Consider the following 14223-nt stretch of genomic DNA (forward strand, 5'->3'; position numbering starts at 1 on the left):
CCTTGTGTTGACCCGTCGTCGCAGCAGCGATCACGTCAGGACATCCCCAGCTCGCGGTCGATGAAGTCGAAGACCTCATCCGGCGTCGCGTCCTGGAGCTTCTCGGCGACGGTGTCGCCGTCCGCCGGCGCGTCGGCCTCGTTGAGGGAGGCCAGCAGCGCCCGCAGCCGCTCGGTGATCCGAATCCGGGCGCTGCGGTCCGGCGCCGAGCCGGAGAGCGCCGCTTCCAACCTGTCCAGCTCGCCGAAGACCGGCGCGACACCGACCACCCCGCCGTCGACGATCGCGGCCCGCACGTAGTCGGCCAGCCCGGCGGCGGTCGGGTAGTCGAAGACCACCGTGGCGGGCAGCCGGACGCCGGTCGCCGCGGTGAGCCGGTTGCGCAGCTCCACGGCGGTCAGCGAGTCGAAGCCGAGTTCCCGGAACGCCCGGTCCGGCTCCACGGCGTCGATCGAGGCGTGCCCGAGCACCGCGGCGGCCTGGCCGCGCACCAGTTCGAGGAGGGTCTTGCGCCGCTCGGCGTCCGTCTGGCCGGCGAGCAGCGCGGCCAGCGACTCCGCGGACACGCCGCTGTCGTCGGCCCGCTCGGCGGCGGCCCGCCGCGCCTCGGCCACGCCCTCGATGAGCGCGCTGGGCCGGACGGCGACGAAGCCGGGCACGTACCGGACCCAGTCGATGGCGGCCACCAGCGTCGCCGGCTCGCCTCCCGCGACGCACCGCGCGAGCGCGGTGAGGGCGGGCTCGGTGTCGAGGCGGGCGACCCCGGTGCGCCGCCGACGCTCCTCCACCGCCTGGTCGGTGGCGGCCATCCCGCCGGCCGCCCAGGGACCCCACGCGATCGAGGTGGCCGGCAGTCCCTGGCGGTGCCGCTGCTCGGCGAGGGCGTCGAGGTAGGCGTTGGCGGCGGCGTAGCTGCCCTGGCCGGCGGCGCCGAGCTGGCCGGCCATCGCGGAGAACAGCACGAACGCGCGCAGTTCCCGCCCGACGGTCAGCTCGTGCAGGTGCAGCGCGCCGAGCACCTTGGGCCGCAGGACGGTGGCGAGCCGGTCGGCGGTGAGGCCGTCGAGCACGCCGTCGTCGAGCACGCCGGCCGCGTGCACCACGCTCGTCAGCGGCGCCTCGGCGGGCACCTCGTCGAGCAGCTTGGCCAGCGCCGCCCGGTCGGCCACGTCGCAGGCCGCGACGGTCACCCGGCTGCCGGCCTCGGTCAGCTCCCGAACCAGCTCGGTAGCACCCGGGGCGTCCGCTCCCCGGCGGCTCACCAGCAGCAGGTGCTCGGCGCCGCGGGCGGCCAGCCAGCGGGCCACCTCCGCGCCGAGCGCGCCGGTGCCGCCGGTGACCAGCGTGGTGCCCGGGTAGCCGGCCTCGTCGGTGGCGGTGTCACCGCCGGGCGCCCGCACCAGCCGGCGTACCAGGATGGTGGCGCCGTCGACGGCGAGCTGGTCCTCGCCGTCGAGGCCGGCCAGCGCGGCGCAGAGCAGGTCCCAGCCGTGGTCGTCGAGGGTGGCCGGGACGTCGACCAGCCCGCCCCACCGCTGCGGGTGTTCCAGGGCCGCGACCCGGCCGAGGCCCCAGAGCAGCGACTGCTCCGGGCGGCCGGGGGTCCCGCCCCGGGTGGTGCCGGCGGCGCCCCGGGTGAGGCACCACAGCGGCGCGGCGACGTCGAGGTCGCCGAGGGCCTGGACCAGCGCCAGGGACCGGGCGAGGAACGGCGGCACCGGCTGGGTGTCGTCGACCGCGCCGTCGGCGAGGGCGAGCAGCGACAGCACGCCGTCCACCGGGGCGGGCCCGCCGTCGGCGGTGCGCGTCGCGGTGGTCAGGTGCGCGGCCAGGGCGGCCCGGTCGGTCAGGTCGTCCGGCAGCAGCATCAGCCGGACGTCGGCGCCTCGGCGGGCCAGTTCGACGACCGCGGCCTCGCCCTCCTCCGGGTGCCGCTCGTCCGCGACGACCCACCAGGCGCCGGGGAGGAAGCTGACCGGCGTCCCGGTGTACGGCTGCCAGACGCTGCGGTACCGCCAGTCGTCCAGGGTGGACCGTTCCCGCTGCTGCCGCCGCCAGGAGGCGAGCACCGGCAGGGCCGCGCCCAGCCGTTCCAGGGACTCCGTCGCGCTCTGTGCGGTGAGTTCCGCGAGCGCGGCCAGGTCCTCACTCTCGACGGCCGCCCAGAAGGCGGAGTCGACGCCGCTCGGGGTTTCGTCGGCGCCGCCCTGCGCGGTCGTCGCGGTCGGCCAGAACCGGTCCCGGTCGAAGGCGTACGTGGGCAGCGCCACGACGTCGGTCCCGGCGAGGACGGCGGTCAGGTCGACGGGCAGGCCGATCGCGTGCGCCGTGGCCAGGTTCGTCAGCAGCCGCGTCGGGTCGTCGTCCCCGCGCCGCAGGCTGCCCAGGATGTGACCGGTGACACCCGCGTCGTCCAGGATCGCCGTGACCGGCATGGTCAACACCGGATGCGGGGAAATCTCCACAAACGTCGTGTGACCCGCGGCGACCGCCACCCGCACAGCCGGGTCGAACTGCACCGTCCGCCGCAGGTTGTCATACCAGTAATCCGCCGTCATCGACGCCGGATCCACCCAATCCCCGGTCAACGTCGACACCAGGCGCGTGTGACCCTCCTGCGGAGCGATGTCGGCCAGGTCAGCACGCAACTGTTCCGCAACGTCCTGCACCGCCGCCGAATGCGACGCGTAATCCACCGGAATCAGGCGGGCCCGAACGCCCTCGGCCTGACACGCCTCGACAAGGTCCGCGACCGGCTGCGGCGGACCCGACACCACCACCGTGGACGGACCATTCACCGCGGCCACCCCGACACCCGGGAACACGGCCAGACGCTCCGTCACCGCGTCCACGGACAGGTCCACCGACGCCATCGTGCCGGTACCCCGCAGCACCGTCAGCGCCCGCGACCGCAACGCCACCGCCTTCGCCGCATCCTCCAACGACAGAATCCCCGCCACACACGCGGCACCGATCTCACCCTGCGAGTGACCGATCACCGCCCCCGGAGCCACCCCCACGTGCCGCCACACCGCCGCCAGAGCGATACCCACGGCCCACAGGACCGGCTGCACCACCTCCACCCGCTCCAACCACGACTCGTCATCCCCGGTCAACACCGACACGATGTCGACATCCAGGTACGAGGCGAGGGCCCGCTGACACTCCGCCAAGCGCGCGTCGAACACCGGCACACGACCCACCAGACCGGCCGCCATCCGCGCCGACTGCGCACCCTGACCCGGGAACACGAACACCGCACCCGCACCCGCGCCGGAGACGGTGCCCGTGACGAGGTTGCCCGTCGGCGCACCGGCCGCCAGCGCGTCCAGCCCGGCCAACAGCTCCGTCACGCCCGCACCCACCACCGCGGCCCGCTGGTCGAACGCCGAGCGCGTGGTGGCGAGAGACCAGGCCACGGCGGCCGGGTCCAGATCCTCGTGTTGGCGGACGTGGCGGGCCAGCCGGGCGGCCTGCCCGGCGAGGGCGGCCTTGGACCGCGCGGACATGGGCCAGACGACGGCGTCCGAGGCCACGAGCGCGGGACTCCGGTCCGCGCCGGCCTCGGGCTCCGCGCTCTCGGCGGACAGTTCCTCGGCCAACTCGATGATGACGTGCGCGTTGGTGCCGCTGATGCCGAACGACGACACCGCCGCGCGGCGGGGGCGGTCCACCGCCGGCCACGGCCGGGACTCCGTCGCCAACTCGACGGCGCCGGACGTCCAGTCGATGTGCGGGGACGGCTCGTCCACGTGCAGCGTCGCCGGGACCACGCCCTCCCGCATCGCCAGCACCATCTTGATCACGCCGGCGACGCCGGCCGCGGCCTGGGTGTGCCCGATGTTCGACTTGACCGACCCGAGCAGCAGCGGCTCGTACCCTTCCCGGCCCTGCCCGTACGTGGCCAGCAACGCCTGCGCCTCGATCGGGTCACCGAGCGTCGTACCCGTGCCGTGCGCCTCCACCACGTCCACGTCGGCCGTGGTCAACCCCGCCGACGCCAGGGCCTGCCGGATCACCCGCTGTTGCGACGGACCGTTCGGCGCCGTCAACCCGTTCGACGCACCGTCCTGGTTGACCGCGCTTCCCCGCACCACCGCCAGGACCCGGTGACCGTTACGCCGCGCGTCGGACAGCCGCTCCACCAGCAGCACACCGACGCCCTCACCCCAACCCGTACCGTCCGCACCCCCAGCGAACGCCTTGCACCGGCCGTCCGCCGCCAACCCGCGCTGCCGCGAGAACTCCACGAACAGCCCCGGCGTCGCCATGACCGTCACGCCGCCCGCCAACGCCAGGTCGCACTCGCCCCGGCGCAGCGCCTGCACCGCCAGGTGCAACGCCACCAACGACGACGAACACGCCGTGTCCACCGACACCGCCGGCCCCTCCAACCCCAACGCGTACGCCACCCGACCCGACACCACACTCGCGGCGTTGCCCGTGCCCGCGAACCCCTCCACCTCGTCCGCACTGGCCACCATCAACAGGGCCCCATAGTCCTGACCATTCGTGCCCACGAACACCCCTGTTCGCGAACCCCGCAACACCCCCGGGTCAACCCCTGCCCGCTCCACCGCCTCCCACGACGCCTCCAGCAGCAACCGCTGCTGCGGATCCATCGCCAGGGCCTCACGCGGCGAGATCCCGAAGAACCCGGCATCAAACTCCGCCGCCTCGTAGAGGAAGGCGCCGCTGCGGACGTAGGAGGTGCCGGTGGAATAGGGGTCGGGGTCGTAGAGCCGGTCGATGTCCCAGCCCCGATCGCCGGGCAGGTCGGACACGGCGTCCCGGCCGGCGTGCAGCATCTCCCAGAACCGCTCGGGGTCGTTCGCGCCGCCGGGGAAGCGGCAGGACATCGCGACGATGGCCACCGGCTCGTCGTCGCCGAGCGCCAGGGGCGCGGTCTCCACCGTCGCGGCGGCCCCGCCGCCCAACTCCTCGTGCAGGTGCCGGGCGAGCGCGGTCGAGGACGGGTAGTCGAAGACCAGGGTCACCGGCAGCCGCAGCCCGGTCGCGGTGGCGAGCCGGTTGCGCAGCTCCACCGCGGTCACCGAGTCGAAGCCGAGGTCGCGGAACGCGTGGTGCGGGTCGACGGCCTCGCCGTCGGCGTACTTGAGGACCATGGCCGCCTGGTCGCGGACCAGGCCGAGCAGCGCCTGCTGGCGCTCGGCGGCGCTCATCCGGGTGAACGCGCCGGCCGGGCCGGCCTCGTCGGCCTGCTTCGCCTCGGTGAGGCCCTTGGTCTTCGCGAGCGCCTGCGCCTCGGGGATCTCGGCGATCAGCGGCCCGGGCCGGGTCGCGGTGAACGCGACGAAGAACCGGTCCCAGGCGATGTTCGAGATGGTCAGGAACGTCTCGTCGTGCTCGACGGCCTGGTGCAGGGCGGCGACGGCGAGCCGCGGGGGCATCTCGGGCGCGCCGTGGCGGTGCAGCATCCGGCCGAACTCGCCGTCGGCCATGCCGCCGCCGCCCCAGGCGCCCCAGCCGATGGAGGTGGCGGGCAGGCCGAGGCCGCGCCGGTGCTCAGCGAGGGCGTTGAGGAACGCGTTGCCGGGGGCGTAGTTGCCGACGCCGGAGCTGCCGACCGTGCCGGCCATCGAGGAGAACAGGATGAACGCGTCCAGGTCCCGGTCGCGGGTCAGCTCGTGCAGGTTCAGCGCGGCGGTGACCTTCGCGCTCAGCGCGTAGTCGACCTGGTCCAGGGTCAGCGAGTTGATCACCGAGTCGTCGAGCACGGCAGCGGTGTGCACGACCGTGGTCAGCGGGTGCTCGGGCGGCACGTCCGCGAGGACGGCGGCGAGCGCCGACCGGTCGGCGGCGTCGCAGGCGGCCACGGTGACCCGGGCGCCGAGGCCGACCAGTTCGGCCTCCAGCTCCGCGATGCCCTCGGCCTGCCGGCCACGCCGGCTGAGCAGCACCAGGTGTGCGGCGCCGTTGGCCGCGAGCCAACGGGCCATGTGCCCGCCGAGCGCGCCGGTGCCGCCGGTGACCAGGGCCGTGCCGGAGGGCCGCCACTCGCGGGTGGCGGGCGTGTCGCCGACCGGGGCGTGCAGGAGCCGCCGGCCGAACGCGCCGGCCCGCCGCAGCGCGACCTGGTCCTCCCCGTCGGTGCCGGTGACGACGCGGACCAGCCGGCGGCCGGCGGCGTCGTCCAGCACGTCGGGGAGGTCGACCAGGCCGCCCCAGCGATCCGGGTGCTCCAGGGCGGCGACCCGGCCGAAGCCCCAGGCGAGCTGCTGGAGCGGGTGCGGCAGCGGGTCGCCGGGGTCGGTGGAGACGGCGCCCCGGGTGAGGCACCACAGCGGTGCGCGCAGGCCCGCGTCGCCGAGCGCCTGGGTCAGGGTGACGGTGCCGGCGAAGCCGACCGGCACCGAGGGGTGGGCTGGGGCCGGCGTCTCGTCGAGCGCCAGCAGCGACAGGATCCCGGCGACGGGCGCGCTGCCATCGGCGAGCTCGCGCAGTCGGGCGGTAAGGGCCGTACGGTCCGTGCGGTCGGCGTCCAGCACGAGCGGTACGACGGTGCCGCCGTGCCGTTCCAGCGCGTCCCGGCAGAACGCGGCCTGGGCCGCGCCGGTGTCGTCGGGTCCGGTGACCAGCCACCAGGTGCCGGTGGCGGCGGGCTCGACCGGGCCGTCGGCGACGACGGGCAGCCAGCTGTCCCGGTACCGCCAGGAATCCACGGTGGCCTGGTCGCGGTGCCGGCGGCGCCAGGCGGCGAGGACCGGCAGCACGTCGGCGAAGGCGGCGTCCGGCACGGTCTGCGCCTCGGTCGCGTCGGCGAGTTCGGCGGTGAGGGCGGCCAGGTCCTCCGCCTCGACGGCGGCCCAGAACCGGGCGTCGACCTCGTCGTCGGCCACCGGGCCGGCCGCGCCGGCGGTGGGGGCGGTGGCGGCCGACGGCTGCGGCCAGTAGAGCTGCCGCTGGAACGGGTACGTGGGCAGGTCCCGGCGGCGGCCGGCGAGGCCGGCGAACGCGGGCCGCCAGTCCACCGGCGCTCCCCCGGCGTACACCTCGGCCAGGGCGCGGAGGAAGCGACCGAGGCCGCCCTCGTTGCGGCGGAGGGTGCCGGTGACGGTGGCCGCGCCGGGGTCGGCGGCGGCCAGCTCGACGCTCTCCTGCACGGCCATGGTGAGCACCGGGTGGGCGCTGACCTCGACGAAGGTCTGGTAGCCGGCGGCGACGAGGCTGCGCACCGCCTCGTCGAAGCGGACGGTCTGGCGCAGGTTGCGGTACCAGTAGTCGGCGTCGAGGGCGGCGGTGTCGAGCCAGTCCCCGTCCACGGTGGACCAGAACCGGACGTCGCCGGTGCGGGGGCGCAGCCCGGCGAGCAGTTCCAGGAGCTGCTCGCGCAGCGGCTCGACGTGGACGGAGTGGGAGGCGTAGTCCACCGGGATGCGGCGCACCCGCACCTCGCGGGACTCGTAGTGGGCGACCAGCTCGTCCAGGGCCGCGCCATCGCCGGAGACCACGACCGAGGTGGGGCCGTTGACGGCGGCCAGGGCGACCCGGCCGGCCCAGCGGGTGATGGTCTCCGTGGCCTCGTCGGCGGTGGTGGCGACGGAGACCATGCCACCGTCCCCGGCGATGCCGGCGATGATCTGGCTGCGCAGGGCCACGACGGCCGCCGCGTCGTCCAGGGTGAGCGCCCCGGCGACGTGCGCGGCGGCGATCTCGCCCTGGGAGTGGCCCACGACGGCGGACGGGCGCACCCCGTACGACTCCCACAGGGCGGCGAGCGAGACGCTGACCGCGAACAGGGTGGGCTGGACGACGTCGACGCGCTCCAGGGAGGGGGCGTCCGGCGCGCCGCGCACCACGTCGGTCGGTGACCAGTCGACGTACGGGCGCAGCGCTTCGGCGCAGGCGGCGAACTTCTCGGCGAAGACGGGGGCGGTGTCGAGGAGTTCGGCGGCCATGCCGACCCACTGGGATCCCTGGCCGGGGAAGACGAACGCGACCTCGCCCGGGGTGCCGGGGACGCGGGTGACGGTCTGCGGGGTGGGCCGGCCGTCGGCGAGCGCGTCGAGGGCGGCGGTCAGCTCGTCGCGGGCGGCGGCGAAGACGACGGCCCGGTGGTCGTGGGACGCGCGGGTGGCGGCCAGCGACCAGCCGACGTCGGCGAGCGTGGCGTCGTCGATGGTGTCGAGGTGGGTGCTCAGGTCCCGGGCCCGGGCGGTGAGGGCGTCGGCGGTGCGCCCGGAGAGCACCCAGGGCAGTTCCCCGGCCGGCCCGGTGGCCGCCGGCTCGGGCCGGGGTTCGTCGGCGGGTGCCTGCTCGAGGATGGTGTGCACGTTGGTGCCGCTGATCCCGAACGAGGACACGGCGGCGCGGCGGACGCCGTCGGCCGGCTCCCAGGGGCGGGCGGAGGTGAGCAGTTCGACGCCGCCGGCCGACCAGTCGACGTGGGGGGTGGGCTCGTCGACGTGCAGGGTCGGCGGCAGCACCCCGTGCCGCATGGCGAGCACCATCTTCATCACGCCGGCGACACCGGCGGCGGCCTGAGTGTGGCCGATGTTCGACTTGATCGAGCCGAGCCACAGCGGCCGGTCCGCGGGGCGGTCCTGCCCGTACGTGGCCAGCAACGCCTGCGCCTCGATCGGGTCGCCGAGGGTGGTGCCGGTGCCGTGCGCCTCCACCACGTCCACCTGGTCGGCGGTCAGCCCGGCGTTGGCCAGCGCCTGCCGGATCACCCGCTGCTGGGCGGGGCCGTTGGGGGCGGTGAGTCCGTTGGAGGCGCCGTCCTGGTTGACGGCGCTGCCCCGCAGCACGGCGAGGATCGGGTTGCCGTCGCGCTGGGCGTCGGAGAGCCGCTGGAGCACCAGCAGGCCGACGCCCTCGCCCCAGCCGGTGCCGTCGGCGGCGCCGGCGAACGGCTTGCACCGGCCGTCGGCGGCGAGGCCGCGCTGCCGGGAGAAGCCGACGAAGATCCCGGGGGTGGCCATCACGGTGGCACCGCCGGCCAGGGCGAGGTCGCACTCCCCCGCCTGGAGTGCCTGCGCGGCCAGGTGCATCGCGACCAGCGACGACGAGCAGGCGGTGTCGACGGTGACCGCCGGGCCGTGCAGCCCGAAGGTGTACGCCAGCCGGCCGGAGATGACGCTGGCGGAGACGCCGGTGGCGAGGTAGTTCTCGTCGACGTCCCCGGCGGCCATCAGCAGCGAGCCGTAGTCCTGGCCGTTGGTGCCGACGTACACGCCGGTGCGACTGCCGCGCAGCGCGGTGGGGTCGATGCGGGCCCGCTCGAACGCCTCCCAGGTGCTCTCCAGCAGCAGCCGCTGCTGCGGGTCCATGGCGAGGGCCTCGCGGGGGCTGATGCCGAAGAAGGCGGGGTCGAACTCGCCGGCGCCGGCGACGAAGCCGCCCTCCCGCACGTAGCTGGTGCCCGGGTGCTCGGGGTCGGGGTGGTACAGCTCGGCGAGGTTCCAGCCGCGTTCGCCGGGCATCAGGCTCATCGCGTCGGTGCCGGTGGCGACGAGGTCCCACAGCTGCTCGGGCGAGGCGACCCCGCCGGGGAACCGGCAGCTCATCGCGACGATGGCGATCGGCTCGCGGTGCAGGTGCGTGCCGTCGGCGACCACCTCGCCGGTGGCCTGGCCGGCGGTGAGGCCGTGCAGGTGGGCGGCGAGTTCGGCGACCGTGGGGTGGTCGAAGACCAGCGTGGCGGGCAGGCTCATGCCGGTCTCGGCGGTCAGCCGGTTGCGCAGCTCGACGGCGGTCAGCGAGTCGAAGCCGAGGTCGCGGAAGGTGCGGTCGGGCAGCGGTTGACCGGCCGGGTAGCCGAGCACGACCGCGGCCTGGGTGCGGACGAGGTCGGTGAGCTGCGGCAGGGACCGGCCGACCACCACGGCGCGGACGGGCCCGGTGGGCACGGCGGGCACCCCGGGCAGGGCGGCGATCAGCGGGGTGGGCCGGCCCCAGGCGGCGGCGAGGCGTCCCCAGTCGACGTCGGCGACGGTGACCGCGGGCTCGGCGGTGTTGACCACCCGGCCAAGGGCGGTGACCGCCTCGGCGGCGGGGAGCGGGTTGATGCCGCCCCGGGTGAGCCGGGCGGTCAGCGCGGCGGTCGCGGCGGCCATGCCGTCCTCGGCCCACGCGCCCCAGGCGATGGCGGTGCCGGGCAGCCCCTGGCCGCGCCGCCAGGCCGCGAACGCGTCGAGGTACGCGTTGGCCGCCGCGTAGTTGCCCTGTCCGGCGCTGCCGACGACCCCGGCGAGGGAGGAGAAGAGCACGAACGCGTCGAGGTCGCGGCCGGCGGTCGCCTCGTGCAGCACCCGGGCGGCGCGGACCTTGCCGTCGAGGACGTTCTGCATGCGGGTCAGGTCGAGCCCGTCGAGGACGCCGTCGTCCACGACCCCGGCGGTGTGCACGACGGCGGTCAGCCCCGGCAGCCCGGCGACGAGGGCGTCGACCGCCTCCCGGTCGGTGACGTCGCAGGCCACCACCCGCACCGCCCCCAACTCGGCCACCAACTCCGCCGCACCCGGCGCGGCCGGACCACGCCGCGAAGCCAGCACCACCTCGCCGGCGCCGTTGGCCAGCAACCACCGGGCCACGTGCCGGCCCAGCGCACCCGTACCGCCGGTCACCAGCACCGTGCCGGCGGGCCGCCAGCCCGACCCGGCCGGCGGCGCGGCCGGCACCAGCCGCCGGCCGAAGGTCCCCTGCGGGCGGATCGCCACCTGGTCGTGGCCGGCGTCGGCGAGGACGGCGAGCAGCGCGTCCCCGGTGGCCCGGTCGACGCGGGCGGGCAGGTCGACCAGGCCGCCCCAGCGGTCCGGCTGTTCGAGGGCGACGACCCGGCCCAGTCCCCAGGCCAGCGCGGGCCACGGGTCGGCGACGGTCTCGCCGCCGACGGCGACGGCGCCCCTGGTGAGGCACCAGAGCCGGCCGGGCAGGGCGGCGTCGGCGAGCGCCTGGGTCAGGGTGAGCAGCAGCGCGGCGCCGACGGAGACGGCCGGGGCGTCCGGCAGCGCCCGGTCGCCGTCGGGCAGCACGCAGAGCACCCCCGTCCAGCCCCGCTCGCCGTGCCCGCGCAGCAGCTCGGCCAGCTCGGCGCGGCCGACGCCGGGGGCGACGGCAAGGGTGTCGACGTGCGCGCCCGCGCCGGCCAGCGTCCCGGCCGCACCGGCGTCGTCGGTGTCGGCGGTGACGACCAGCCAGCGGCCGGTCAGCGTCGCCGCCGCGGCGGGGCGGACGAGTTCCCAGTCGATCCGGTGCGACCATCTGTCCACGACGGCGTCGCGGTGCCGGGCCCGCCGCCACGACGACAACACCGGCACGGCCGGGGCGAGCGCCTCGACCGCGGCGGGGTCGTCCTGCACGGCCAAGTGGGACGCCACCTCGGTCAGGTCGCCGCGTTCCACGGCCGCCCAGAAGTCGCCCTCGGCGGCGTCGGCCGGCGCGGCCTGCCCGGCGGCGCCGCCGATCTCCGGCCAGTAGCGCTGGTGCTGGAAGGCGTACGTGGGCAGGTCGACCCGCCGCGCCCCGGTGTCGGCGAACCACGGCTGCCAGGTCACCGGCACCCCGTGCACGTGCAGCTCGGCGAGCGCGGCCAGCAGCCCCTGCGGCTCGGGCCGGTCCTTGCGCTGCGCGGCGACGGCGAGCGCACCGTCCCCGTCGGGCAGGACGTCCCCGGTCATCGCGGTCAGCACGCTCTGCGGGCCGATCTCCAGGAAGGTGCCCACGCCCGCCTCGCGCAGCGCGGTGACCCCGTCGGCGTACCGGACGGCCTCGCGGACGTGCCGCACCCAGTAGTCGGCGGTGCGGATCTCGTCGGCGTCGGCGATCGCGCCGGTCACGTTCGACAGGACCGGCAGCACCGGCGCGGCGAACGTGAGCCGGTCGAGCACCGCGCGGAACCTGCCGAGCATGGGCTCCATGAGCGGGCTGTGGAACGCGTGGCTGACCGTGAGCCGGCGGGTCCGCGCGCCCCGGTCCCGCCAGCGCCGCTCCACCTCGTCGAGGGTTTCGGCGGCGCCGGAGACCACGACCGAGGTCGGGCCGTTCACCGCGGCGATCCCGACCCGGTCGGCGAGCCCGTCCAGCGTGGCCAGCACGTCCGCCTCGGGGGCGGCGACGGCCAGCATCCCGCCCCCGGCGGGCAGCGCCTGCATCAGGCGGCCCCGCGCCGCCACCAGCGCGCAGGCGTGTTCCAGGGACAGCACCCCGGCCACGTGCGCGGCCGTGACCTCGCCGATCGAGTGGCCGCCCACGACGTCCGGCGCCACGCCGAACGACTCGACGAGGCGGAACAGCGCCACCTCGACGGCGAACAGCCCGGCCTGCGTGAACACCGTCTGGTCCAGCAGCTCGGCCTCGGCCGTGCCCGGCGCGGCGAACAGCACCTCCCGCAGGGGGCGCGGCAGGGCGCGGTCCAGGTGCCCGCACGCCTCGTCGAGTGCGGCGGCGAAGACGGGGAACTCCGCGTACAGCTCCCGGCCCATGCCGGCGCGCTGCGCGCCCTGGCCGGAGAAGAGCACCGCGAGCTGGCCGCGCGGCGACCCGGCGCCGGTGACGACGGTGCCGGCCGGCTCCCCGGCGGCGACGGCGCGCAGCCCGGCGAGCAGGTCGTCGCGGCCGGTCGCCGACACGACGGCGCGGCGGTCCAGGGTGGACCGCGAGGTGACCGACGAGAAGGCCACATCGAGCGGGCGGAGGGTGTCGTCGGCGGCGAGCCAGGCGGCCCAGCGGCCGGCCTGCGCGGCGAGCGCGGCCTCGGACCGGGCGGAGAGCAGCACCGGGGAGGCCGGACGGTCGGCCACCACGGCCGGCTCGCCCTCGGCCTCGGCCGGTGCCGGGGCCGGTGCCGGGGCCTGCTCGATGATGGTGTGCGCGTTGGTGCCGGACACCCCGAACGACGACACGGCGGCCCGGCGCGGCCGGTCGGCCGTGGGCCACGCGGTGGGTGCGGTGGCGAGGGTGACGGACCCGGCGGTCCAGTCGATGTGCGGAGACGGCTCGTCGACGTGCAGGGTCGGCGGGACAACGCCGTGCCGGATCGCCATGACCATCTTGATCACGCCGGCGACGCCGGCGGCGGCCTGGGTGTGGCCGATGTTCGACTTGACCGAGCCGAGCAGCAGCGGCGCGGCGGCGCCCCGGTCCTGCCCGTACGTGGCCAGCAGCGCCTGCGCCTCGATGGGGTCGCCGAGCCGGGTGCCGGTGCCGTGCGCCTCCACCACGTCCACCTGCTCGGCGGTGAGCCGGGCGTTGGCCAGGGCCTGGCGGATGACGCGGACCTGGGACGGGCCGTGGGGGGCGCTCAGGCCGTTGGACGCGCCGTCCTGGTTGACGGCGCTGCCCCGCACGACGGCGAGCACGGGGTAGCCGTGCCGCTGGGCGTCGGAGAGGCGGGTGAGCAGCAGCATCCCGATCCCCTCCGACCAGGAGGTGCCGTCGGCGCCGGCGGCGAACGCCTTGCACCGGCCGTCGGCGGCGAGGCCGCGCTGCCGGCTGAAGCCGACGAAGACCGCCGGGGTGGGCATCACCGTCACGCCGCCGGCCAGCGCCAGCTCGCAGTCGCCGTTGCGCAGCGCCTGCGCGGCGAGGTGGATGGCGACCAGCGACGACGAGCAGGCGGTGTCGACGGTGACCGCCGGTCCCTCCAGCCCGAGCGTGTACGCGACGCGGCCGGAGATGACGCTGGTGGCGTTGCCGGTGAGCAGATGCCCCTCGCCGTTCTCGGCCTGCGCCATCATGCCGTCGTAGCCGTGCGACGCCGCGCCGACGAACACCCCGGTGCGGCTGCCCCGCACCGCCGGCAGCGGCAGCCCGGCCCGCTCGAACGCCTCCCAGGAGGTCTCCAGCAGCAGCCGCTGCTGCGGGTCCATGGCGACGGCCTCGCGGGGCGAGATGCCGAACAGGTCCGCGTCGAAGTCGGCGGCGGCGTAGACGAAGCCGCCCTCGGTGACGTAGCTGGTGCCCGGGTGGTCGGGGTCGGGGTGGAAGAGGCGGTCCAGGTCCCAGCCCCGGTCGGCGGGGAACGGCCCGATCCCGTCGCCGCCGTCGCGGACGAGCTGCCACAGCGCCTCGGGGCTGTCGACCCCGCCCGGGTAGCGGCAGCTCATCGCCACGATGGCGATGGGCTCGGAGTCGCGGGCCTCCAGCTCGCGCAGCCGCCGCCGGGTACGCCGCAGCTCCGAGGTCGTACGCTTCAGGTACTCGACGTACTTCTCGTCCTCGTTGCTCACCGTGGACCTACCTCACTCGGCATGCCGATGT

The 14223-nt window shown here is 76.0% G+C and carries 1 protein-coding gene; it reads right to left on the reverse strand.

What is annotated here, in order from left to right; translation table 11 throughout:
- Positions 1 to 35: 35 nt before the first annotated feature.
- On the reverse strand, positions 36 to 14192 hold the full coding sequence (locus tag ACGFZ2_RS28170; RefSeq protein WP_393458652.1) for a type I polyketide synthase: 14157 nt from the start codon (positions 14190 to 14192) through the stop codon (positions 36 to 38).
- Positions 14193 to 14223: the final 31 nt, after the last annotated feature.

Origin of the sequence: Micromonospora sp. NPDC048063 (genome assembly GCF_043202855.1) — a bacterium.
Classification (GTDB): domain Bacteria; phylum Actinomycetota; class Actinomycetes; order Mycobacteriales; family Micromonosporaceae; genus Micromonospora.